Annotated in this window: 12 protein-coding genes; 8 read left to right on the top strand and 4 right to left on the bottom strand. The window is 70.8% G+C overall.

Going from position 1 to position 24,997, the window contains the following annotated elements:
* Positions 1–523 precede the first annotated feature (523 nt).
* The 3 genes from FBZ33_RS19435 to FBZ33_RS19415 are packed head-to-tail and all read left to right on the top strand — an operon-like array spanning position 524 to position 11,445.
* The gene (locus tag FBZ33_RS19435; RefSeq protein ID WP_141910163.1) at positions 524–3,724 is read left to right on the top strand and encodes a hypothetical protein; all 3,201 of its coding nucleotides are present in this window, start codon (positions 524–526) and stop codon (positions 3,722–3,724) included.
* Positions 3,725–3,727: 3 nt separating this feature from the next.
* Positions 3,728–7,582, top strand: coding sequence for a hypothetical protein (locus FBZ33_RS19430; RefSeq protein WP_141910162.1), 3,855 nt, complete (start codon positions 3,728–3,730; stop codon positions 7,580–7,582).
* Positions 7,583–7,587: 5 nt separating this feature from the next.
* Complete coding sequence (locus tag FBZ33_RS19415) at positions 7,588–11,445, top strand: hypothetical protein (protein ID WP_185755345.1); 3,858 nt, start codon at positions 7,588–7,590, stop codon at positions 11,443–11,445.
* Here the strand turns inward: FBZ33_RS19415 and FBZ33_RS19410 are convergent.
* Both FBZ33_RS19410 and FBZ33_RS19405 read right to left on the bottom strand, forming a co-directional pair.
* Positions 11,408–14,110 (bottom strand): AAA family ATPase, encoded by a 2,703-nt coding sequence (locus FBZ33_RS19410; RefSeq protein WP_141910158.1) that lies wholly within the window; start codon positions 14,108–14,110, stop codon positions 11,408–11,410. The two genes, FBZ33_RS19415 and FBZ33_RS19410, sit on opposite strands and share 38 nt — an antisense overlap.
* Before the next feature lie 207 nt (positions 14,111–14,317).
* Positions 14,318–14,611: a DUF1330 domain-containing protein gene (locus FBZ33_RS19405; protein WP_141910157.1), complete on the bottom strand. Its 294-nt coding sequence runs from the start codon at positions 14,609–14,611 to the stop codon at positions 14,318–14,320.
* A 188-nt stretch (positions 14,612–14,799) separates the two neighbouring features.
* Between FBZ33_RS19405 and FBZ33_RS19400 the strand changes: the two genes are divergently transcribed.
* The gene (locus FBZ33_RS19400; protein WP_141910156.1) at positions 14,800–15,702 is read left to right on the top strand and encodes a LysR family transcriptional regulator; all 903 of its coding nucleotides are present in this window, start codon (positions 14,800–14,802) and stop codon (positions 15,700–15,702) included.
* 223 nt (positions 15,703–15,925) lie between these two features.
* Here FBZ33_RS19400 and FBZ33_RS19395 read toward each other — a convergent pair whose 3' ends face one another.
* Together FBZ33_RS19395 and FBZ33_RS19390 are read right to left on the bottom strand one after the other, a co-directional pair.
* Positions 15,926–16,519 (bottom strand): DUF4240 domain-containing protein, encoded by a 594-nt coding sequence (locus FBZ33_RS19395; protein WP_221629487.1) that lies wholly within the window; start codon positions 16,517–16,519, stop codon positions 15,926–15,928.
* 114 nt (positions 16,520–16,633) lie between these two features.
* Entirely contained in the window at positions 16,634–17,092 is a 459-nt protein-coding gene (locus FBZ33_RS19390; RefSeq protein WP_141910154.1) for a carboxymuconolactone decarboxylase family protein, read from the bottom strand.
* A gap of 87 nt (positions 17,093–17,179) precedes the next feature.
* On the opposite strand from FBZ33_RS19390, the gene FBZ33_RS19385 reads away from it, so the two are divergent.
* The 4 genes from FBZ33_RS19385 (at position 17,180) to FBZ33_RS19370 (ending at position 24,990) form a co-directional block, all read left to right on the top strand.
* Positions 17,180–18,055: a sigma-70 family RNA polymerase sigma factor gene (locus FBZ33_RS19385; protein ID WP_141910153.1), complete on the top strand. Its 876-nt coding sequence runs from the start codon at positions 17,180–17,182 to the stop codon at positions 18,053–18,055.
* Positions 18,056–18,310: 255 nt separating this feature from the next.
* Positions 18,311–21,226: a M20/M25/M40 family metallo-hydrolase gene (locus FBZ33_RS19380; protein ID WP_185755344.1), complete on the top strand. Its 2,916-nt coding sequence runs from the start codon at positions 18,311–18,313 to the stop codon at positions 21,224–21,226.
* A 310-nt stretch (positions 21,227–21,536) separates the two neighbouring features.
* Positions 21,537–22,310, top strand: coding sequence for a hypothetical protein (locus tag FBZ33_RS19375; RefSeq protein WP_088949091.1), 774 nt, complete (start codon positions 21,537–21,539; stop codon positions 22,308–22,310).
* On the top strand, positions 22,300–24,990 hold the full coding sequence (locus FBZ33_RS19370; RefSeq protein ID WP_141910151.1) for a right-handed parallel beta-helix repeat-containing protein: 2,691 nt from the start codon (positions 22,300–22,302) through the stop codon (positions 24,988–24,990). The genes FBZ33_RS19375 and FBZ33_RS19370 overlap by 11 nt, the downstream gene beginning before the upstream one ends.
* Positions 24,991–24,997 lie beyond the last annotated feature (7 nt).

Genomic DNA, 24,997 nt, shown 5'->3' with positions numbered 1-24,997 from the left:
CGCCCCACCGTCGTTGACTGCACCTACCTGCGAGTATTACGAAGAGCTGAGGAACGGGTACAGGCCGGTCATCTCCAGCACCCGCCGCACGTGGCCCGTCGCGTTCGTGATCACGAACGGCAGACCCCGCGCCTGCGCTGCGGCGTGCCCTGCCAAGAGGCTCCCGAGTGCCGAGGAAGGTGCGACTCCTTCGACGTCAGCAGCCCGCAAGCCCAGGTGCGGCAGCCGGGCGAGCATCCCGCCAGGGTACGACACGAAAGCAGGTGGCTACCCGCTCGCCTACGATGTGTACCGCCCTCCACCCGGAGCCACCGAACTGGCAACCAACTCGCCACAACACGCCACGCCACCAGCAACCATTCGACTCTGCGGCCACGACGAGTACCTGATCCTCGACGTGTCAGATGAGACCTGCCTTGCTGAGACGCGGTGGTGGCGGCACGCGCAACGTAGGTAGCGGTCCGGCGAGATATGGGCAGCAGCTACCGATGTCGTCGCGGGCGGTGGAGGCCAGGGTGGGCGTATGGCCTTTTCGCCGTCGTTCGCCCTCACCCGGGCCGAGGACCAGCTCGTGTTGCAGGTGTCGGTCAGCAACCTGCAGCCGCAACTGCGCCCCGGCCCACCGACCGGTCACGACCTGAAGCTGGTGGCCGGCGCTGCCCAGGGACACCTGTGGGTGCAGTTCCCCCCGCAGCAACTCCTGGAGAACGCCGCCCGGGGCGCCAGCCCGCGACTGGTGCAGACCAAGCCGATCTTCACGCCACCCAGCGACGTGGTGCTCGTGGTGCGCCCGTCGGACGGCCCGATCGACCTGTCCGTCGCCGGTATCCTGGCCGCGATCTCCCGGCTGGAGATCGTCCCCGGTGAACAGGGTGGCGCGGTCGACCCGCTCGACGCCCGGCCACCTCGGCCGGCCACCTCGGCGTACCACCTGGTCGCCGCCACGATGGCCGGGCAGGTTGGTCGGCCGGGGGACCCGGGCGCGGCAGACGACCGGCGCCAGGACCGCGCGGCCCGCCGGGCCGCCGTCAGCCCACCCCCATCCAGTGGTACGTCCAGAGCCCGCGCCGCCGACGCCGCGCTGGCAGCCGCTCCGCCGCCGGGCTTTCCGCAGGCGTCGCAGTTTCGCCTGCCCTACCTGCTCAGCCTCCAGTCCCCGGGTGGCCACGTCCGGCTGCGGCACGCCGCCGCAGCCCGGGCGAACGCCGGCCGTACCGCCCTGTGGAGCACCCGGCTGGAGGTCACCTCGGTGGACTTCTCGGCCAGCGCCGAAGTGCCGCTGGCGGCGCGCTTCACCCACAACCCGCAGAGCGGTGCACCGCAGCCGGGGTGGGCCGACGACGTCAACGACGCACGGCTCAAGAACACCCTCAGGGCCGACCTGTGCGTCGAGATCTCCGAGCAGTCGCGCACCATCGCGCCGGCCACCGTGCGGCGGCTCGCACTGAGCAGCCTCGGCGGTTGGCTCAGCGTGCGTGGTGACTGGCCCGACCCGCCGCCGGATTCCACGCCCGAGCAGATCGCCGCCACCGTCGCGCAGTGGCGCCACGACACGTCGATGGGCCGCGACCAGGCTCAACGGATCGTCGTGGTGGGCCGGCTCTACCCGTTCGGCCACCGGGCGATCTTCACCGAGGAGACGGTTCGGCGCTTCGAGAGCGGCAGCACCCGGGTTGCCGCTCTGCGCACCGCGGCGACCATCCTGGTCACCGATCCGCAGATGCCGTTCGTGCCGCCCGCCAAGTCGGTGGACGACGTGGGCGGCGATGCTCATCGGCGTTGGCCGTTCACCCGAGTCGATGTCATCACCACGGTGACCCCGCCGCTGGAGGCCTTCCAGCCGGCCGGTGGAATGACCGGCTCACGGGTGCTGCGGCTGGACGCCGCCACACCATTCGCCTATCAGTTGATCGGCTACGACCATGAGGACAGCCCGGTGCCGTTCGCGCTGCCGCTGCTCTTCGTGCCCAACACCGCCTCCGATGCGCAAGCCCGGGCGTTGTGGGACACCCTCGGCGGCGGAGCACAGGAGTCCGAGAACGTCTTCCGGACCATCCAGACCGGTGGGCAGCCGATGGCGGTCGCCCCGATGCCGGAGCCCGCACCAGCGGCGACCCGGTCGGCGGCGGGGTCGGCGGCCGACCTGGAGGTGCCCACCCCGGAGCAGGCCACGACGGTGCTCACCCGCAAGGTCGACCTGGCGTTGGATGCCGCCACCGGGCTGCCGGTCGCCCAGCAGATCGTCGGGCGCATCGCCGCGCTGGACCGCTACGCGCCGGGGGCGAAAGAGGCGGTGCTGCAGTACGCCGCGCCGTACACGCAGGCGCTCTTCGACGGGGCGAACGCCCAGGGACAGGTCTTCCTGAAGCTGATCGGCGAGTCGCCGGCGGTCGGTCTGGCGCAGAAGGCCACCGGTGGGCTGGCCGCCCTCGCCCTGAGCCCTTCGGCGATCTCCCGGCAGTTCGGGGCGCTGGCGGGTGCGGACGTGTCCACCCTGGCAGCCGGGGCGATGGACCTGTCGTTCCTCAAGGACGCCGACAAGCTGCTGGGTCTGGCCAGGATCAAGGATCTGCTGCCCACTGACGAAGGCATCGTCCGGGAGTTGGGCAAGGCCTACAAGATGGTCAGCGACCTGATCGACGGCGTGGCCTCGCAGGTGTTGACCTGGGACACCAAGCTCTTCGGCGACAAGCCGCAGGCCCGCTTCCACCAGGGCTTCGTGGTGCTGCGGCCGCTGCGGGAAAACCCCGGTGACGCCAACAAGGCCAACCTGAGGATCACCCAGACCACCGAGGTGGACACCGCCCGGCTGGAGACCCGGTCCACCAGCGAGTGCCTGGTCGAACAGGTGGAGTTGCAGATCCACTCCACCACCACGCCGGCTTTCGACACCGTGCCGCTGCTCAGCGTGCCGATCAAGAGCATTCGGTTCACCAGCAGGGACGCCGGCAAGCCCGACGTCGACATCAAGCTGGGCGCGCTGCGCTACGGCCAGGTGCTCGCCTTCATTGCCACCCTGGCCGAGTTGATCGATCAGGAGGGCTTCTCCGATCCGCCGGCGCTGACCGTGACCCCGACCGGAGTGCGGTCCGGCTTCAGCTTCCCGGTGCCGTCGCTGGCGATCGGCGTCTTCGCGCTGGAGAACATCGCCATCTCCGCCGGCGCCGAACTGAACTTCACCGGCGACCCGTACCCGCTCTCCTTCGATCTTGCTTTTTCCACCCCGGACAACCCGTTCCGGCTGACCATCGCCGCGCTCGGCGGGGGTGGGCACCTCGCCATCGGCCTGGCCACCACCGGTCTGATCAAGCTGGTCGGTGCCCTGGAGTTCGGCGCCTCGCTCTCGGTCGACCTGTTCGTGGCCCGCGGTTCGGTGGAGGCGATGGGCGGTGTGCTGTTCGACATCGACGCCAGCAAGGACATCGCCCGTATCGGCGGCTACTTCCGCATCCGCGGGGAGGTCGAGGTCCTGAGCATCATCAGCGTCTCGATCACCTTGACGCTCACCCTCGACTACGACCTCAACTCCAATGAGCTGTTCGGCTACGCCGAGATCGCCGTGGAGATCAAGGTGCTGTTCTTCAGCGAGTCGGTGGTGGTCCCCATGGAGCGCCGCTTCGCCGGCCCCAGCGCCGATCCGACCTTCGCCCAGCTGATGGCGCCGACCGGGCGGCCCGGCCCGCGCCCGTGGGACACCTACTGCGCCGCGTTCGCACAGGAGTAGACGATGACGTACAGCGTGCTCTGGACCGTTCTGCCGGCCGGCTTCGCCGACGGCAAGGCGCAGCTCAGCCTGGTCGCCGCCCCGCGCGGTCAGGGCATCACCACGATCGGCGGTACGCCGCTGGCGAACTGGCCGGCGGTGGTCAACGCCCTCGGGCCGCTCTTCCTGGCCGACACCGGTGGCGGCGAGCCGCAGCCGCTGACCCGGCGCAGTGGTCCGGCGTCGGCACCGCTGTGGACGGCGCTCTTCGGCCCGGCCACCAGGGTGCTCACCAAGGCTGGCGGGCGCCGCGCGTTGGGAGCCGCCCGACCGGGGCCGGCCTTCGCCGCCACCGCGACGGCTCTGGAGCAGATGTACGGCAGTGTCAACGACACCAGCCCCACCGGCTCGCTGGGCGCCGACCATGTCGTCCGACGGGCGATCGCCGCACTTGCCACTGTGGAGGGCGATGCCCGGGTGGCTCGGGCGATGGGACTCCCGGCCGGCGCCGCCCTGCTCGCCCCGGCGGCAACGTCGAACACGATGCTGGCCACCGCGGTCCAGCGGCTGCGCCAGGAGGGCCACGAGGATCTGGCGTTGGCGCTGCCGATCGCCGCCTACGCCCGGTGGCTGCGCCGCGCAGGCGGCCCTCGCAGGGCACCCGACCCGGACGGGCGGGCCGCCGGCGGGCCGCTGACCGGGGTCAACTCGGTCGCCCAGGCCGACTTCCACCAGGTCTGCACCCTGCTGATGGCGCACCCCGCACTCTCCGTACCGCTGGGTCTGCGCGTTGATCTGGAGATGGCGGCGTTCGACGGCGCGCGCACCGTCCGGGTGGTGGACGCGGCTGGTCAGCCGCTGGACGGTCCGGTGCCCCGCTCCCAACCGTTCAGCGCGGTGGTCAGCGACCTGTCCGCGCGCCGGTTCACCATGGCCACCGAGCCGGACGCCCGCGCCGAAATCGTCGGTGGGGTGCTCAACCTGCGTAACCCGGCAACCACCTACGTGCTGACCAGTGTGGATGTGGCCAGCCTGAGCGGTCAGCTGGCGGCGGCGTCGACCGCGTCGGCGCGCTCCGGCGAGCCGCTGCCGGTCCGGCTGCCGGTGCGCCGCGACGTCGGTCTGACCCTCGGCCAGCAGGCCCGCGCCGAGACGGTGGTCAGCCACGCCACCACCCGTACCGACGCGATCGCCTCGGCCGGCGTGCAGGCCCCGGCGGTGCTGTTCGCCGACGACGTGACCACCGGCTACCGGGTGGACGTGGCCACCGACAGCGGGCCGTTCCGGTCGCTCATGCGCCGCCGGGTGCGCTACACGGTGGGTGAGATGACGGTCGACGCCGACGACGAGGGCCGCACCGAAGCGGTGGTCGCCGCCCAGCAAGATGACGAGTTCGGCGTCGCCCGGCTCATCGTCGGCGAGGAGATCGCCGGGTGGGACGGCTGGGGCCTGTCGGTCGGCAAGCCGGGGCCGAAGGTGGGCGGCGACGGCCGCAACAGCCCGGAGGTGGAGGAGATCGACACCGTCCTCGCGCCCGGCTACCCGCTGCGCGCGGAGATCACCGCCGCGCCGGGCACGCTGCCACGGCTGCGCTACGGACACAGTTATCAGCTCCGGGCCCGGGCGGTGGACATCGCCGGCACCGCGATCGACCCGGACGATTGCGATCCGACGCAGGTGCTGCCCGCGGTGCGTTACCTTCGCCACGAGGCGGCCGGCTCACCCACCCTGGTGCCGACCAGGCGCTTCACCGAGGGCGAGTCGCTGCTCCGGCTGGTCGTGCGCAGCGACGGCCAGGGCGCCCTGCTGGGCACCTGCGAGCGGCACGTCGCCGCACCGGACAGCCCGCAGATGCTGGCCGAGCGGCACGGCATGTTCGACGCGGCCTTCGGGCCGCAGGCCACCCCGGCGGTCCGTGAGCGGATGTTCGCCGTCGCCCGCCGGGAGGAGGGCTCGTTCCTCGACCCGATGGTGCCCGGCCCGAACGGTGCGATGGTGCCCCAACCGGGTCTGCAGGTGGTCACCAGCGACCCGACCAGGCAGGTCAAGGGCAGTCTGCCGGTGCCGCGCGGCCGGGCACTGCCCAACGGCGCCTACGTGGTGATCGACGCGCCGGCCGCCCTGCTGCCCTACCTGCCGGACCCGGCCGTCGCGGGCGTGGCCGTCGGCGGTGTGCCGGGTGCCTCGCCCGTGGTGAGCATGGGGTACGGGGGCAGCTGGCCAGATCTGCCGCCGGCGAAACTGGTGGTCCGCCCGGCGGCCGGCTCCAACACGGTGCAGGTCTCGGTGAAGAAGTCCGGTGGCCGATCGGTGATGACCGTCGAGGTTCCCCCCGGAGTGGAGCAGACCTTCGAGCTGTCCAGCACGCTGCACCCCGACCGGCTGGACCACCTCGCCGTCGGCGTCGCCGACCCTCAGGACGTTCTCGACGGTCAGGTTCTGGGCCTGTCCTCCCGGCAACCGGTCACCGTGGTGCACGCGGTGCAGAAGCCGCTGGTGGCGCCGGCCCTGACCGGGCCTCCCACTGTCACCGCGACCGGCCTGACCGGGCAGGTCACCGTCACCGCGCAGGTGCAGGCGCACCGGCCGACCACCGGCCGGGTGCACCTTGCGGCGTCCTGGCTCGAAGCGGTGGACGCCGGTACCGGCAGCGTCGACCCGCAGGCGCGCACCGCCACGCTCGCCCCCGTCGACCTGGAGCGCGGCGGCGGGCCGGCGGTGCTGACCGCGTCGCAGTTCTTCGGTGACACCCGGCACCGGGCGATCGCCTACCGGCCGGTCGGGTCCACCCGGTTCCGTGAGTACTTCCCTCCGGTGCCGGACGGTGACCAGAGTCAACTGCGCGAGGGCAGCCCGATGCTGGTGCACGTGCCCAACCGGGCCGTGCCGCCACCACCGGACGTGCACTCGGTGGTGCCGTCGTTCCGCTTCACCAGGGGCATGGAGTTCGGCGAGTGGACCAGCACCCGGGAGACGATGGGTGTGCGAGTGTGGCTCAACCGCCGCTGGAACCGCACCGGTGAGGGCGAGTTGCTTGGCGTGGTCCTCTTCGCCAGCCCGGCCGACGGTGACGCCGAGGAGGGCCGGGCGCTGTCCGGCCTCGTCACCCGCTGGGGCAGCGACCCGATCGAGGAAATCGGCCTCGGCGACCAGCAGCACTTTGTCGCTGGCGACTTCGACACGCCGGGTCAGGTCACGACCACGGTCACGCTGCTGGACCCGGCCGCGGGCGGCCGGCAGGTCACCGTGGTCGGGCACCCGGTGCACTTCGACGCCGAGCGAGACCTGTGGTTCGCCGACATTGACGTGGACGTCGATCTCGCGGTGTGGCCGTTCCTGCGGCTGGGGCTGGTGCGCTTCCAGCCGCACTCACTGCCCGGCTGCGCGGTGTCCCGGGTGGTCACCACCGACCTGGTCCAGCTGCCCCCGCACCGGCAGATCAAGGTCAAGAAGTTCGGGTCCACCGGAGTGCGGGTCAACGTCTTTGGCAAGCTCGCCGCCGCCAGCGAGTTCACGATGCGTCACGAGCGCAGAATGCCCGACCCCTTCCTGGCCAGCTCCGACATCGGCTCCGACATCGGCGTCCGGGCGCAGGAGGGCACCACCGGCACGCCCGGTGACGGCTGGCGGGTCACCGCCCTGCCCGCGCCGGCCGGTGGCATCGCCGCTATGCGCCTGGAGTGGGTGGCCGCCGGGGCGCCACCGGATCAGCTCATGCGTGAGCTGCGCGCCGGCCGGGTCGTGGTGCAGGAACGCCAGCGCGGCTGGGCGGTCACCGGTCCGGGCGAAGCCCTGCGGACGGTCTACACCGAGGTCCTCGACCGCGCGGTGATCGACCCCAACCCGCCGGCCACCACCGCCGCGATCGAGGAGAGCTGAGCACAGTGGACGTTTTCGGACTGCACATCCGTGACGAGATCCGCATCGATCAGGCGTTCGTCGACGGTCTGCGGCCCTCGACCGCCGACAGTGGTCGCCAACTGGTCTTCATCGGCCGCCGGGTGGTGCTGCTCGGCGCGGTGATCCGCACCCTTCGCAACGTCGCCATCGTCGGTGACGAGGTGGTCGGCGCCGGCCCGACAGGTACGCCCTCGCTGGCGATGCAGGTGCCCGGCACCGCGGGGCAGGGCGAGGAGGGCCTCCCCGGCCGTCAGTTGGTGATCTACGCCCGCAGGCTGACGGACGTCTCCGCCACCAGCACCGGGCAGCGGGGCGGCACGGGTGTGACCGGCGATCCCGGCCCACCGGTCAACGATCCGGGCGTCTCGCGGAGCGCGGCGCTGCCGCCGCTACCTCCACCGCCCCCGCCGCCGATCGGCGGGCATCCGGGTCTGCGGGGTCATCCGGGCGGCCCCGGAGGGGCCGGAGGTCCGGTGCACGTCTTCTTCATCGAGGCCTCCGGCACCAACGCCTTCGTCGGAGTCGGCGGCCCGGGTGGTTCGGGCGGTGCCGGTGGACCAGGTGGGCCTGGAATACCGAACGAACCGGAGAACCAGGGGCCACAGGGACCGAAGGGGGAGCCGGGGGTGCCGGGTGGCGCCCGCGCCGCCGAGGTGTTGGCCCGCACCCCCGAGCAGTACGACGAGGAGCTACGCCCGCTGCTCTCCGGCCGCGGTGGCAACCGCTGGGCCGAACAGCGCGGCAGGCAGGCGTGGTACGAGTTCCGCTCCGGGAACCTGGTGCCGGCCGAACGGGAGTGCGCGGCCGTCGAGTGGTTCCGCCCGGGCACCATGGCACCACAGTTGCGCGCCCTGATGGCCGATCACCGCACCGAGGTCGGCGTGGAGCGCGACCTGGAGCTGGACCTCGTGCCGGCGGTGGACTTCTACGCCGGGCAGCGGCGCGCAGCGGCGGACACCCTCCGGGCGGCGCTGTTCGCGCCCGGCGACGGCCCGTTGCTGCTCGCCGGCGACCAGCAACGGCTGCTGCGGGCACGGGAGGCGATCCGCACCCAGTTGACCGCGCTGCTGGGCGACCACGGGCCGCTGGAGGAGACCATCGGGGAGAGCGCCCGGCGCCGACGGGCAGCCGCTGAGCAGGCCCAGCAGGCATCCGGGCAGCTGATCGGCCAGAGTGTGCTACGCATCCAGGAACGGCTCGGCGACCTGACCGCCGCCGAGGCACTGATCTCGTACGGCTCCGGCGCTGTCTCCGGGTTTGACCTGGTCACGACGATCGCCCAGGTGCTCGGCGCACCCGACCCCACCCAGCCCCAGGGCGCTGCGGGGCTGCTGTTGCCGGCGGACACCACCCTGCTGGTCGACGCCGGCACCGCGGCTGGCGGCCCCTACCTCGCCGGGTTGCCCGCCACCACTCAGCTGGCCGCGGCCGGTGTGGGCCTGGACGCGCACGGTCAGTGGGCCCAGATCGGCAGCCCCGGCTCCGGGCGGGTGGTGCACCTGCGCCGGGTCGCCGCCGACCTGCGCGCCGCCCAGGGTGACGGGCCGCTGCGGGACCTGCTGATCGAGATGACCGAGGCCTGCCACAGCTGGCGGTTGGCGACCCTGCGGCTGCGGCAGATCGCCGGCACGACGGCGGCCATCGCCGACCTCAAACGGCGCGCCCGAGAGGCGATCCAGGACCTGGACTCGGTGGACACCGACGACCGGCCGGCCAAGTCGCCGGTGTCACGGCTGCTGCGCGGCCTGGTCTGCCTCTTCGACGCTCTGGACCTCTGGAGCCAACGGGCCCAGCGGGCGTTGAAGCTCTACATCCTGGACCGCGGCAATCCCGGCAGCATCTCGGGACAAACCGCGGCGCTGGCCTACCCGGACCTGGATCTGGACCTGGACGAGAAGGTCACGCCCGACTTCCCGGTGGGCACCTACGACCTGATGATGAACGCCATCTTCACCCGGGACCCGGTGGCTGAGCGCGACCGCCACCGGGCCAAGGGGCGCCCACTGGCCGTCCAGGACGGCACCCAGGTGATCCACAACGCGTTCACCGTCGGCGCGCACACCGCGGCGATCAACCGGTTCGTCAACGGCAAGTCGCTGTGGTTCGACCTGCCACTGGCCAAGCTGGCGCCCGGGCTGGCCGAATTGAAGGTGGTCGGGGTCACCGTCAACCTTAGGGGGATGGCCGGCAACGACAACAGCCTGCCGATGACGGTCACGCATGCCGGCTTCTCCCAACAGCGCGACCTTGACCTCGGCGTGCACGACCTGACCGGTCCACCGGCCACCCAGGAGCTGGTGCTGCGCTTCGACCCGGCCACCCAGGTGTGGACCGGCGACACGGCCGCCGTCGCCGGTAAGGAACATCTGTTCAGCCTGTACGGGCGTGGCCTCACCGGCGGCTGGACGCTGGCCTACGACTCGGTGACTGTCCCGTTCACCGGCCTGCAGCAGGTCGACGTCAACATCCAGTACGAGGCGATGGAGTCCCTCGACTCGGTGTCACTCAAGCGGGTGGAACACGCCTCCACCGGGCTCTTCGTCGGGGCCCGGGCCACCGGCCGGGTGCTGCTCACCGGCCCGGCACCGGCCGGCGGTAAGCGGGTCACCCTGCAGAGCAGTCGGCCCGATCTGGTCAAGGTTCCCAGTGGAGTCGACGTCGTCGCGGGAGCTTCCACGGCTGACTTCGCGATCGACGTGCTGGCACCCACCGGTCCGCAGCCGATCGACGTCTCGGCCAGCATGGCCGGCGTCCGGCGGGAGGCGATCGTGCACGTACCCCCGCCGGTGCCGGCAGCGCCGCTCGTGACGACGGTGTCCCTGGGGGGTCCGGGCGCCGTCGCGGCGGTGGCGGTGTCCCGCGAGGGCGCCGGCGGGCGGGTCTTCGCCACCCATTCACCTCACGACCGCCCCGACGAGGACGGCACCCTGAGCAGCTGGGACCTCGCACTGACTCAGGCGCAGACGGCCTCCGTAGGCCACGGGCCGCGCGCGCTCAGCGTGCAGCCGCAGGGCAACCACGGATTCGTGGTCAACGGTGGCCACCACGACTTCTCCGTGCAGCGCTTCGAGGTGACCGCAGGCATGCCACAACCGGGGATCAGCCGGCCGATCGGGCTGGGCGTGGTCGACGTGGCGCTCGACCCGGCCGCCCAGCGGCTCTACGTGGTGCACCAGGGCGGTGCGCCGCCGGTGGGAGTCGACATGCACGTGCGAGTACTCGCCCCGACCGACCTCAGCGAACGTGACGTGATCGGTGACGAGGACGGCTTCGCGGGGATCATCGCCGCGGCGGTGGACAGCACCGAAGCACGCGTCTACGTTGCCAGGACCTACCGGTCCGGCGTACCGCAGACGGCAGCCGTCTCGGTGATCACCCGGCACGCGGACGGCCGGCACGCGATCACCGGCACGATCGACCTACAGGATGTGCTGCTGCAGCCGGTCGACGTGGCGGTCGACGAACCGGCCGGGTTGGTCTTCGTGTCCTGTCTCGGCGGCAACACCACCCACCCCTCGGTCGTGGTGCTCGAGCAGGGCGACTTTCCCACCGACGGTGGCACCCGGCCGGTGCCGGCCGGCGCGGTGCTGCCGGTGCCCGGCGGTGCGCGGGCGGTGACCACGCGACCGGGGACCGGCATCGCCTACGTCGCGACCTCAGCCGGTCTGCTGATGGTGGACGGCCGTTCCCGAGCCCTGCGGGTGGCGGTCAAGCTGGGCACCGCGCCGTGCTCGGTGGCGGTCGACCCGGTCACCGGCGTGGCCTACGTCGGTGACTTTGTCGCCGGCACCCTGAGCCGGGTGCTCACACCGGCCGATGTGGCGCCTCGGGCGTGGCGTTAGCCGGGCCGATCCCCCGATCGCGGGCGGCCGCCGCGGCGTCCTGCCGGGTGCGCACCCCCAGCTTGTCGAAGATCGCTGCGACGTGGTGGTCCACGGTGCGCACCGACAGCACCAGGTCGGCAGCGATCTCGGCGTTGGTCCGGCCGGCGCTGAGCTGGGTGAGCACCAGCAGTTGCCGCTCGGTGAGGTTGGCCGGGTTGGCCCGGGTGCCGCGGCGCGCGCCACGCGGGACCCGGGCACCTCGATCGCGCAGCCGGCCCCGGACCAGGTCGGCCGCTGCCACCGCGCCGAGCCCGTCGAGCATCTGCAGACCCCCGGCCACCGTGTCGGCGTCCGGGGATTCGGTCAGCTCCAGAGCCTGCTCGTACGGGTCGCTGTGGGTCGCCCACTTCGCGGCTGCGGTGGCCCAGTCACCACCGACACCGGCCGCATACGCCTGGGTCACCACCAGATCGGACGCCTGCATGCCCGCCGCATCAGTCAACGGCCTGCTGACCGGGTCGACAATGACGCCCTGGCGGACCAGGTACCGCACCGCCTCGGCCCGGAACGGCGCGGCACCCGGGTGCGCGAGGCGGGGCAGCAGCTCGGCTGCGACTTCCTCCGCACGCTGACGGTCGTTGGTGAGCCAGGCCCACTCCAGGTAGGCGAGGCCGGCGTACGCCGTGCCCAGCAACAGCCGGCCCCGACGGGCCCGATCCCACGCCTGCGCCAGCAGCGGCGCGGCGGCCGGGTCGCCCCGGCGGGCGCGTAGCCGGGCGTACCAGGGGACGCTGTAGACGTACAGCATGTCCGGGGGGTCCTGGCGCTGCGCCAGCGCGCGCAGCCCCGGCTCGGCGTGGTCCCAGCCGCCGCGGCGCAGTTCGACCAGCAGGTGGTGCACCCGCATGTTGTAGGCGTGCGACCAGAAGCCGTGCTCCTCAGCGAAGGCCAGCCCTGCGCGCAGGCACCCGGCCGCCTCGGCCAGGGCGCCCATCCGGAAGAGCATCTCGCCGAGGTTGGTGTAGCCGCGCGCGACATACTCCAGCAAGCCGTCCTCGCGGGCCGTGTCCACGCTCTGGCGCAGCATGTCCAGACCACCGGCGTCACCCACCTCGATCCGGGCGATGCCGAGATAGTTGAGGCACAGTGTGTCGAGGTCGGTGCGGCCGGCCCGGCCGGCCCGCTTGCGAGCCGACTCCAGGGCGGTGACCGCCCGCGCGAAGTCGTCGGTCAACGCCAGGATCGCGCCCTGGTAGAGGAGTGCGTGTGCAGCTGCCGCGTCGTCGGCCCGGTTGTCGAGGATCCGCACGGCCTCGCCCGCGGTCCGCTCAGCGGCGTCGGTCTCGCCAGCCATGAACTGGTGCCGGGAGACGCGGATCAGGCAGCGCCCTCGGGCCGGCTCGTCGCCGAGCGCGGCATATTCCCGGGCGGCCTGCTCGCCGACCCGCACCGCCTCGTGGAACCGGTGCGCGTTGTAGAGCTCCCAGCCGTACTCGTCCAACAGTGCGGCGCTCTCCGCGTCACCCAGCCGGTCGCGGTAGGGCAGCACCGACTCGAGGAGCACCAGTGCCTGCCGGTGCGAGCCGGCTGCCGACGCGGCTCGGGCCGCGCTCGGGCCGACCGCGACCACGGTCGCCGGGTCGTCCCCGGCGACCGCGTGGTGCACCAGGCGCCCCCGGTCCGGCGACGGCTCGGCCCGCAGCGCCGCCAGCACCCGGCGGTGCAGCAGTCGCCGACGCAGCTCAGGCAGGTCGGCCTCGATTGCCCGTCGGGCCAGCTCGTGTCGGAAGGCCAGACCGTCCGGCCGTACCTCGATCACCCCGTTCTGCTCGGCCTCGGCCAGCGTCGCCAGCCCCTGCGGCCCGAGGAGGGTGGCGGCCAGGTCCACCCCGACCGCCCGCGGGACCACGCAGAGCTGCGCCAACGCCTCCTGACAGGCGGGTGCGAGGCGGCGGCAGCGGGCGCGGACCGCGTCGCGCACCGCCCCCGTAGCGGCCGAGCCGTCGGACGCCAGCGACTCACTGACGAAGAACGGGTTGCCGCCGGTAAGGGCGTGCAGCGCGGCGCCGTCGTGGCCGGTGCCGGCCGCCATCCGGGCCACCGCAGCCGCGGACAGGGCGGCCAGCGGGACTCGGACCACCGGCGCCGCGGTCAACGATCCCAGCAGGCGGTGAACGGGGTGCGCATCGTCCACGTCGTCACGCATGGTCAGCAGCAGGACGGCCGGCAGCGGCCCGATCCGCCGGGCGGTATAGACCAAGACGTCGATGGTCGCCTCATCTGCCCAATGGATGTCCTCGACCACAAGGAGCGTCGCGGGCGCGCCGCGCAGCTCGGCCAGCATCGCGGGCAGCACAGCCACCAACGGGTACGCCCTGGCCGCGGCGCTCGGCGCGGTTGGTAGGTGTGGCGTGGCCAGGGCGGCAGCCAGAGGACCCCCATGATTCGCCACCGCCTCGCGCAACGGCGCAAGAGGAGCAGGGGCGATCAGATCGTCGCAGCCGCCGGAGAGCGCCCGCACCGCCGGATCGACCTCGGCGAGCAGCTGGCGCACGACGCTGGTTTTGCCGATCCCCGCCTCACCGGTAAGGAGGGCCACCGAGCCCGAGCCGCCCAGCGCGGCGTCGACGGCGGCCCGCAGCGTGGTCAGCGCGGACCGGCGCTCGAGGAGCTGCGCAGGCATTCTTCGATGGTGCCACCCGCATCGGGGGCGAAACCGGTTGAGACGGCTTGCTGACCGTGCTACCCGAAGCCGGTGCCTCGAGGATCATCGCCACCGGAACGCCGGGGGAGTGGACGACCTCCTGAGCCTGACGAGGTCGTTTTCAGGTCAACACGCTCTCGTGCCGAGAGCAGGTGACGGATGCTCAGCGATGGCTGGGCCTGTCGGTCAGTCGATGCCTTCGATGATGCGGAAGTCGCGTTCGACGCCGTCGGGGAGGGCCACCAGCGCCTTTTGGTATGCCTCGCTCTCGTATGCCGCGACGGCCTGTTCAAAGCTGTCGAACTCGATCAGAACGACGCGTTGCGTGATTCCGGCTTCGTGGGCAACGACTCGACCGCCACGGGACAGGGTGCGCCCGCCCCCAGCCTGGACAGCCGGACGGGCCAGCTTGGTGTAGGCAGTCAGCCTCTCGGGGTCGGAAATGGCGGGGTAGACACTGACCCAGTAGCCCTTAGCCATGGAAACCTTCTGTGTTCAACCGGACACGTCCGACTTCGAATTGAGACTCAGATCGATCGACCGGGGCGGTGGGTACTGCGGTCAGCTGAATCCTCAGATGCGCAGGTTAGGGCTCGATGTGCGATCGAGGGAAAGACCGGTACGGGATAGACTCAGAACGGATCGTTATCAATCGGCAGGGAGGGCGCGTGGCGGCGGATACGGTGAGCCTGCGTTACTTCCTGGTGCTGGCGCAGGAGTTGAACTTCACCCGCGCGGCCGCACGGATCGGTATCGCACAGCCCGCACTCAGCGCCCGGATGCGCCGATTGGAGGCGGAACTCGGTACGGCCCTGCTGGTTCGCAACACGCGTAGCGTCGTATTGACGACGGCCGGTGCGGCTTTGGCCGAGTCCGCGCCTCCCGCGCTGGCGGCACTGGACCGGGCATGGGACACCGCCCGGAGCGCGGCGGCCGGTGAACTGGGCAGGCTGCGCATCGGATACAGCCTCAGCGCCGGGGCCGAGACGGCACCGGCCCTGGTGGACAGGCTGATTCGCGGCAACAGCGGACTCGAGGTCGGCGCCGTCCCGATGGCGACACCGGAGATCACCCCCGCGGTCGCCGACGGCCGCATCGATGCCGGGATCACCCGCGGTGAACAGCCGGGGCGTGGCGTGCGCCGGTTCCTGCTGCGGCGTGCGCGCGTCGGGGTCCAGCTGGCGCAGCACCATCCGCTGGCCGAACACCCGGAGATCGAGATCGCCGACACGGCCGCGTATCCGCTGCGACTCCCGGACCGTTCGACGAACCCCGCGATCCACGATCAGCTGTCCGCACTGTTCCGAGACACCCGACCACACCCCCGATTCCACACGCCCGCAGTTCTTTTCGACATGTCGCAGCGCGACCTGCGCGACGGGGTCACCCTTGCCCCGGCCGGAGAAGCCGCGGTCACGGCACAACCGGCCGGTCTCACCTGGCGACCACTGCGCGGCGCGCCCAGCATGACGATCCACCTGGTCCTCCCACGCGAGCAGTCGCCGCTACACCTCCGAATCCGTGCCGTCGCCAAAGCCCTGGCGCACGAGCTGCACTGGCTGCCGGGCTGACGCACAAAGGGTGAAACGAAACGGACGCCTGCGGTGGCGAGGCCGAAGACCTTGCCCGGCGGACTTCGCGGTGGTGATGACGGCGGTCTTGCTGAATATCCGACACGACCTCGCTGCGCCGGCGAATCAGCATCCGATGATGGCCCCGGGGCCGGTCCGAGTCGTACACCGTTGGCCTGGCTTGGCCGCGCCGTCTCCAAGCGTCCTGGCTCAGCTGTCGAGATCAACCCTCGCTGGGATCGAGGAACACCTCGGCCAGCCGGGGTAGCCGCCTGCGCATCTCGTCATCGTTGTCGAAGTCGAAGTCCTCACCCATGTCGGGCTCGCGGGCCTCGTCGATGCCGACCGCAGTGTGTTCGCGGGCCTTCATCGCTTCATAGAAGGCGTCGTCGTCACCACCCGTGACCTGCTCGTAGGCCTTGCTGGCTGCGTAATTCACCGACTCGGCGAACAGCGCGCCGTCATCTTCCTCGGTCGCCGCTTGTCGTACCACGGGATGGTCAGCCAGTCCGTCTGGGGAGGCCAGGACGCGCTCGTACCACTCGCGCCCGAGCGCGATGACTCCCGCCCGGAAATCGATGAAGCTGTCGTCCGAGCATCCTCCGCCGATCAGGTAGGCTGCCGCCCACACGTCCCAGCGGTAGAGGGCGTCATGGAGCTGATCGAACAGCTCCTGGAACTCGAGGATGCGCTCCGATGATGTTGCGGCCAAGCGCGTCACCAGCGCTGCGGCAATGGCCTCACCGTCGTCGCCGGTCCGCCCGTCGAGACCCGCCCCGGCCGACTCCACGACCGCCCAAAACTCGTCAACGTCCACGGCGCGAGAGTCTCCCACGACCAAACGACACAACTCATGCCCGTCGGCCCGGGCACCAGTCGCGAGCAGCCGTTGAAGCGTTCCTGGCCCTGCGCATGCGCTCATGCCCGAGGCTCAGCCCCAGGTCTGGCCGGCCGGTTCCTTGATGGTGCGGTTGATCCGGTTGAAGAAGTTGGTCAGTGCGATCTCCAGGTTGATCGCACCGATCTGCTCCTCAGTGAAATGGGTGTTCACCTCTTCCCAGATCTCGTCGGTGACTCCCTGTGCGCCGTCCTGCAGCCGGGTGGCGGCCTCGGCCAGCGCCAGTGCCGCGCGCTCCGCATCGGTGTAAAACGGCGCCTCACGCCACGCCGCTACGTTGTGCAGCCGCTCGTCGGTATCACCGGCCTTCTTTCCACCGGCGACACTGGCGTAGACGCACGCCGAGCAGCTGTTGATCTGGCTGGCGCGCAGATGGACCAGCGCGAGCAGCTTCGGGTCGACGCCCCCGGCGGCAATCGCCTTCTGCAGGTGCCCGACCGCCTTCCACACGTCGGGGTTGATGGTGTTCTTGTTCTTCAGTCGGTTCTGCATGGCAGGATGCTCTCCTTGCTCGGGGTTACCTCGCGGGGCTGGTGCCCGTCACCCCTATGACGGAGCAGCTTCCAGGGAGGTAACACCATGTCCGGCAACCATCCCGCCGACCCGATCGCCGAGGCCTTCGAGGCGCACCGCGGCCGGCTCACAGCCGTCGCCTACCGCGTACTCGGCTCGCATGCCGACGCCGACGACGCGGTCCAGGAGGCGTGGCTGCGTCTCTCCCGCCAAGACACCGACACCATCCACAACCTCGGCGGCTGGCTGACCACCGTGGTCGGCCGCATCAGCCTTGATCTCCTACGCTCGGGCCGCACGCGCCCCACAGTCCCACTCGACGACCATCTGCCCGAATTCGCCGTGACGCTCGACGATGGTCCGGCTGCGGAAGAGCTTGTGGCGTTGGGTGACTCGGTGGGCCTGGCGCTGATGACGGTCCTGGACTCGCTGCGCCCCGACGAGCGCCTGGCGTTCGTGCTGCACGACGTGTTCGCCGTTCCCCATGGGGAGATCGGCACCATCCTCGGCAGGTCCACCGACGCGACCAAGATGCTGACCAGCCGCGCCCGCCAGAAGGTGCAGGCCGCCAGGCAGTCCGCGAGCGATCGACAGCAGCAACGTGAGGTGGTCGAGGCGTTCTTGGCCGCGGCCCGTGAGGGCCAGTTCGAGCGGCTGCTGGAGGTTCTCCACCCCGACGTGAAGTTCACCGTCCACACCCAGGACGGCCAGTTCGTCACGCTCGGAGCCACCAATGTCGCCACCCGCGCCCAAGTAGGGGGCGGTGCTGCACGAGGACACGCAGCGACCGTCAACGGCCGCCCCGGCGTTGTCTCCTGGGACGAGAACGGTACCCCGCTGTCCCTGCTCGCCTTCACCGTCGCCGATGGCCACATCACCGAGATCACCGCTGTGAACGACCCGGCCAAGCTCGCGCTCATCGACCTGCCAGACCCAGTGTGAGCTCGACGAGGTCAGCCACTCGTCAAGCGGCTCGGTGGGGGCGTCCTCGCGCCGGCGGTCTGGCTATGCCGGCCTGATGGAGGCCGTACGCGAGGCGGGCCACGGCTGCGGCTGTGCTGACGGCACCGGCGGATTCTCAGATGATCCTCAAGATATCCCACTCGGAGGGCCACTGGCGGCACGGCTGGTGTGTGCTGTCGCTACTGATCTTCCCCCTGTTCTGGAGTTTCCATGAGAGATAGACCGACTTTAACCTTGTCCGTCCTGCTCGCCGTGACCCTCGTGGCGACCGTTGCGCCCCCGGCAAGCGCGTCCCCGAGCAGCTCCGGCGAAAAGCGCTTCCAGCCGAGTGTCACCTACGACCTGTCGGTGACCGACGCCGAGCGCGACGCGATCCACGCGGAAGTCGAGGCGTTGGCTGGACGCGTCAGCAGCGCGCGGGCGGGGGACGGCACCTACAACCCGCTCAGTCTGGTCGGGGCGATGCTCGACGGGTCGAGCTACGACTCCATCTCCCGGGGCGGCACGGCCGCGACGGAGTACCCCTTCCCGGTCAGCAACACCGAAGCCAACCAGAACGAGTACGACCGCAAGGTCGCCAAGCTCGCCTGGGTGGTCAAGCTTGCCACTGACCTGGGTTTCCCGGTGGTCGTCCAACGCCAAGCCGACAAGTACGTCTACGCGGAGATCGGTGACCCGGACGCCCCGGAAATGGTCATGGCGTTGAGTCACCTCGACTCGCCGACGTCTTCCGTTTCGCCGGCGCAGCTGGCGCGCTGGCGGGACGCCGACGGCAACCTCGGCACTCCTGGTGCCTACCACTCGCCCTATGTCCAGGACGGCTGGGTCTACGGGGCGGGCATTCAGGACGACAGCGGTCCGACGCTGGCGACGCTGCTCGCGGCCAAGGCGCTGCTCAAGGCGGGGTTGCCCCTCGACCGACGCATCCGCATCGTCATGGGAGTCTACGAAGACGGCGGTCCCGGCACGCCCACGGCGGCGAACACCGCCAATTTCCAGTCCATCCCGTACAACTCGAACCCGAGCTTCTACGACAACTGGGCCTACAAGAACCTCAATCGGGAAGAAACCCCGATCGCGGCCTACACCTCCGACTCGCGGTTCCCGGTCATCGTCGGCAACTCCGGATCGGTGACCCCGGCGGTGTCGATGAGCTTGTCCGCGGACAGCGCCAAGGCCTTCCGGCTGACGGATGCCACGGCTGGCGTCACACTGCGCGAAGGCGACCCGACGCTCAAGGACATCGCCTACGGCAGCACCACGCAGATCGCCTCGCGGACGATCTTCACCCTCGATGTGGCGGGGGCCGGCTCCGCCGAGCGCGACCGGTTCGTGTCGGCGATCGTCGCCGCCGCGACCACGAAGGGTTGGCTCCCGGCGGCTTCCGGCACCACGCCCAAGGTTCAGACCACGATCAGCGGCGACTCGCTGACGCTGGAGATCAACACCAATGTGGCGATGGAGATGCCGACCCCGCAGTACGGCAAGAACGCCGTCGTGTGGGGGATGTTCCTCCTCTCCAAGGGGCTCGGCTCCTTGGGAGACACGGCCGCCGACATGCAGTTGAAGAAGGCCGCCGACGGCATCGCCGACCTGTTCTTCCGCGACGGTGTCGAAGGCGAGGCCTACATCGGGAAGTACATGGGCATCCCGGCGAATCTGTTGCGCAACGCGAGCAACGGCACGCCGAACCTGACCTTCGCCCTCATGGGAAACATCAATTCAGAGACCCCGACGCGCTTCTACACGGACGCCTCCGGCAGCCTCAGCATGCCGATGTACGTGCGCAGCATGCACCTCAACGCGGCTGACTCCGGCCAGGCGACGGCGGCGGTCACGGACGCCTTCCAGTCGAAGGGGTTCACCATCGGCAGCCTTGGCTCGCCCATCGGCGCCGGGTTGTACGTCACTCACGACAACCCGCTGACGGCTCTTCAGTTCGGGAGCTACCAGGCCTCCATCGACCACAGCCCGCAGGAGTTCGCGGATCCGTATTCCCTCCGGGACGTGGTGTACCCACAGGGCACCACCGGTGGCACGCTGGCCAGCAACTTCCGCAACAAGATGACTGCCTTCGGCGCCGTCATCCCGGGTAACGAGCGCTGGTGGCACACGGCCAACGAGCGGATGAAGGTCGACTCGGCAGTGCAGATGACCAAGATCATGGCCGACGGCATGTTGGAGATGGCCCGCTACTCCGGGCCCGCCGGCGCCAAGTTCATGTGGGCGGACATGCCAGGGCTGAACGCCGACCGTGCGGACCTCGACCTGCTCGACGTCACGATCGGAACCTACAAGGACGCGTCGCCAGCTGTCGGCGCGAACCAGTTGGGCAACCAGGCCCTGCTCGGCGCCACCTCGTTCAACATCCCGATGTGGAACGGGCGCGGCAACACGGCCCCGACGCAGGCGGCCTTCGCACTGGGCCACGAGCCGGGAGGGGTCTACCTGCCCCTGAACGACGCCGAGTACCTGAACAACTCGTACGTGGCGCCGATGCGTCTGGAGTTCAAGGTGGAGCGCTCCGACCACATGTCGGACGCGGCTTGGGCGAAGTTCGTCGCCGGAGGCTACGGCGGCTTCCAGTTCAACATCCTCGTCGGCGGTGCGGTTGTGCCGCTGGCCGTTCCCGCGGGGCAGAGCGCGGACAAGTACTTCTCCTCGCGCATCTCGGCCACCAACCCCAACGCCATCTACCTGTCGGTCAACCTCGCGATCACCGATGCGCCGTACGCCGGGGTGAAGCCCGTCCTCGCGGATTCCAAGACGGACCTGTACAAGCTCAACCCGACGTACCTCGCCTCGAACCCGGATCCGTTCCCGGGGCGCGGCGCCGTCGAACAGCGGGGCTTCTTCGTGTTCGGTGATGGGCAGAAGAACGCGGAGTTCTCGTCACCCGACGCCGTCTACGTGACTGTCGCCAACGCGGCCGTCGACGCGAAGCCGTCGGCCGTGGTCAAGAAGCTGAAGGGCAACACCAACGAGTTGACCATCACGGTGAAGCAGACCCGCATCGACGGCAGCGAGTCTGCTGTGACGGGCACGTTCACCATCAACAACAACGCTGCTGGCACTTACACCGTCGGCGATTACAAGGTGTACGTCGACACCAAGGGCAACACCCAGGTGCGGTCGATCTCCATCGTGTGACGCCTGTGACGCGGAAGTTCAGCACGCACCAGAGGACACGCGCGGTGGCACGACGCCTCGACTCGGGGTGAGTGCCAACGGGGTGCGAGGCGTATTGGCAATGGAGTGGAGCCATTACCTTCGGTAATGGCTCCACTCCATTGCGCGTCACTGCGCGGGCTGGTACGCCAGCCGTTGGAGCCTTCGCTGCTTGACCCTGCCACGCGGGTGGACCGGCACATGTCCCCTGTTCGCGGGGCTTGGCCGCGTCCCCGCAGCGTGCGCGATGATCCGGGTCAGCTACACACCGGCAAGCCGAGCGCGGAGCAGCATGACTGGGGCAACGAGAACTGAACATCCGGCCGGGCCGGACGTCGAGCACCGGGCGTCCGAGGAGCTCAGCCGGCGCGGCCAGTTCGTCCGGGCCTTCGTCGAACACGCGGCCGAGCGCCCGGCGAGTGAGCGGAGGACCGTCCGGCTGCCGACGCTGATCACCGTGACCGCGCTGGTAGCGGTGGGCGCCGTCGTCGTCGGGGTGTTCTGGCACCTGGTCAAGCCGATGAGCCCCGCCCAGAAGGCGGCTTTCAAGGGCAAGGCACCGGCCAGCTCGGCCCCGCCGGTCGCGGGCTTCACCGGGGTCGCCGGCTGGGACTGCGAGGCGCGTGCCGACCGCGGGTTCGACGCCCAGGGCCGCACAGCGCAGTGGCGGACGATCGGCACCGGCGGCTGGAAGCAGGACGGCTGCCGCGGCACGTTCCAGACGCTGCCCCTGCCCACCGCGGAGCAGACCCAGCCGCAGACGGCGACATGGTCGTTCAGCACCGGCGAGCGCATCACCTCCTGCCAGGTCGGCGTCTACGTGCCGGCGGTGCCCGGAACCACACTCGCCGACGGCGTCAAATACACGATCACCACCGGGACCTCCGGCACGCCGTACGCCAACTTCACTGTCGACCAGCGCAAGGCCGCCGGGACCTGGGTCGGCGTCGGGACCTTCCCGGTGCACCGCAACCAGATCGCCGTGCGGCTCGACGCGAAGGACGCCTCCGGGGCAAAGCAGGCGCGGATCGTCCTGGCCCAGGTGCGGGCGAACTGTGCGTCCTGAGGTGGCTGCGGCCAAGATCGAACGGGTCTCCACCCGGGCATGGAGCCGGCACCGCACGATCGGTGCGGCCGTGCGCGCCGCCAAGCCGGGCACTGTCGTGGCGGTGGCGGCCGGCACCTACCGCGAGTGCCTCGTGTTGGACGGCACGGTCACCGTCATGGCCGAGAACGTGGACGGTCTGGTCGAGCTGGTCGCGGCCGAAGGGCCCGCCATGATGGTGCGCGCCGGCACGGTCACCGCGCGCGGCCTGACGATCCGCGGCGATGTCACAGTCACCTCCGGACACCTGAACCTGGAGGACAGCCGTGTCGCCGCCGGGTCGGTGCAGCTCACCGGCCGTGCCACGGCGCGGCTGACCGGCTGCTCGGTGGACGGCGCCCAGGACGTCGCGGTGGGCGTGGCCGACGGGGCCAGGCTCGACGCCGAACGGCTGCGGGTCACGGGAGCCGCGGTGGCCGCTACCGGGTCGGCCGTGCTCACCCTCACCGACACCGTGCTCACCGACACCCCGGGGGTCGCGGTCCGCCTCGCTGGGACCGCCTCGGCCGTGCTCACCGGTTGCGACATCGGCGGAGCCGCCGACGCCGGCATCGAGGTCCGCGACGCCAGCGTGCTGCGCCTGTCCGGCAGCCAGGTGCACGACGTCGGCGGCGACGGCGTCCGCGTGCTCGGCAACCTGCCCGGCGACCGCGCCTGGTGGGCGTCCGTGCGGCCCGGCCGAGCCGACGACCACGAGATCGCCGAGCCGCCGGAGGGCACCGGCGTCGTCGTGCGTGACTGCGAGATCAGCCGCACCGGCGGGGCCGGGTTCGTCACCGGCGGCACGTCCGGCGCGCTGCTGGTGGACACCACCGTCAACCGGGCCGGCACCTCCGGGGTGCTGGCAACCCAGCACAGCCGGCTGGGCGTACGCAATTCCACAGTGACCGACAGCGTGCAGACCGGGCTCGCCCTACTCGACGACGCCGAGGTTCGCTGGACCGGCGGCGCGCTGAGCACCGCTGCCGCCAACGGCGTCTTCGCGGTCGGCGCCAGCCGGCTGCTGATGCGCGACAGCGCCGTGACCAACTGCGGATTCACCGCCGTGCACCTGACCGGCGCGGCGGCGGTCACCCTGCTCGACGTCACCGTCGAGGGCACCTCCGAGCTGGGCGTGCGCGCCTCCGGTGCGGCGATCCTGCACGTGCGCGGCGGCCGGGTCGAGCGGGCCGAGCTGGGCGGCATCCAGATCGACGAGACCGCCGACGCCCAGCTGCGCGGGCTGACCGTGGCCAGGTGCCACACCGGTGTACGGGTCGACACCCCGCACCGGCCGCTGCTGCAGGACTGCGTCATCCGCGACATCGCCCAGACCGGAGTGGAGATCGCGGCCGGTGCCGCGCCGGCGATCACGCGCACCGCCGTACGCGGCTGCGGCGCCGCCGGCATCTTCATCGATGTCGACGCCGAGCCGATGCTCGACGACTGCGAGGTCGCCGAGATCGGTGGCAGCGGGATAGCTGTCTGGACCGGCGCGCGCCCGTCAGTGCGGCGACTGACGGTCACCGACACGAAGAAGAACGGCATCTATTTCGGAGCGGGCGCCCACGGCAGCATCGCCGACTCGACGTTCTCGCGTACCGGATATCCCGCCATATACATCGGCGACGACGCCGACCCGGCGTTCCACCGGTGTGCCGTACGCGAAACGGACGAGGACGTCAGCCAGGGCGACCGGGCGTCGGCGACCTTCACCGAATGTCACAGCTCGGGGGTCGGCGCGGCGCGCTGGCCCTCGGTCGCCGTTCCGGCGGCGGGCGCTGCCCCGGCGACGGTCGCCACCTCGGCGGCCAGCTCCGCGCTCCAGCCCGACACCGTCGAGCTGCAGCCGCTGCTCGACCAACTCGACGAGCTGATCGGGCTCACCCGGGTCAAGCAGGACGTCGGGACGATGGTCAAACTGATGCACCTGGTGAAACGGCGCCGCGAGGCCGGCCTGGCACCCCCGCCGATGTCCCGGCACCTGGTGTTCGCCGGCAACCCCGGCACCGGCAAGACGACCGTCGCCCGGCTCTACGGTCAACTGCTCGCCGCGCTGGGCATGCTCGGCAGCGGCCACCTCGTCGAGGTCGACCGCGGCATGCTCGTCGGCGAGTACGTCGGGCACACCGCACCCAAGACCCAGGCCGCGTTCGAGCGAGCGCTCGGCGGGGTGCTGTTCATCGACGAGGCGTACGCGCTGGTGCCCGAGGGACAGGGCAGCGACTTCGGCCGCGAGGCGATTTCCACGCTGGTCAAGCTCATGGAGGACCACCGCGAGGAGGTCGTCGTCATCGTGGCCGGCTACCCCGACCTGATGCGTCACTTCATCGCCGCCAACCCGGGCCTGTCGTCCCGGTTCTCGCGCACCCTGACCTTCGACGACTACTCCGAGGTCGACATGGCACGGATCGTCGCGAAACAGGCCAAGGACCACGACTATCGGCTCTCCGACGGCGCCCAGGACCGACTGGCCGAGTTCTTCGCCACCATCGACCGCGGCGAAGGCTTCGGCAACGGCCGGTACGCGCGCAAGGTCTTCCAGGCGATGACCGAGCAGCACGCCGGGCGCATCAGCACCCTTGACGATCCCACCGACGAACAGCTCAGCACGCTGGAAGCCGCCGACCTGACCGACGTCGACTTCGACGTCCGAGGCTGAGGAGCCT

The sequence above is a fragment of the Micromonospora sp. A202 genome (genome assembly GCF_006715105.1).
GTDB lineage: Bacteria > Actinomycetota > Actinomycetes > Mycobacteriales > Micromonosporaceae > Micromonospora > Micromonospora zamorensis.
The sequence above is the reverse complement of the archived record's forward strand: the minus strand, read 5'-3'. Positions and strand labels throughout refer to the sequence as shown.

Excerpts from the sequence above, each read along its gene's own strand:
- FBZ33_RS19430 (WP_141910162.1), top strand. The coding sequence starts at position 3,728 with ATGACGTACAGCGTGCTCTGGACCGTTCTGCCGGCCGGCTTCGCCGAC.
- FBZ33_RS19410 (WP_141910158.1), bottom strand. The coding sequence starts at position 14,110 with ATGCCTGCGCAGCTCCTCGAGCGCCGGTCCGCGCTGACCACGCTGCGG.
- FBZ33_RS19435 (WP_141910163.1), top strand. The coding sequence starts at position 524 with ATGGCCTTTTCGCCGTCGTTCGCCCTCACCCGGGCCGAGGACCAGCTC.
- FBZ33_RS19375 (WP_088949091.1), top strand. The coding sequence starts at position 21,537 with ATGACTGGGGCAACGAGAACTGAACATCCGGCCGGGCCGGACGTCGAG.
- FBZ33_RS19385 (WP_141910153.1), top strand. The coding sequence starts at position 17,180 with ATGTCCGGCAACCATCCCGCCGACCCGATCGCCGAGGCCTTCGAGGCG.
- FBZ33_RS19390 (WP_141910154.1), bottom strand. The coding sequence starts at position 17,092 with ATGCAGAACCGACTGAAGAACAAGAACACCATCAACCCCGACGTGTGG.
- FBZ33_RS19405 (WP_141910157.1), bottom strand. The coding sequence starts at position 14,611 with ATGGCTAAGGGCTACTGGGTCAGTGTCTACCCCGCCATTTCCGACCCC.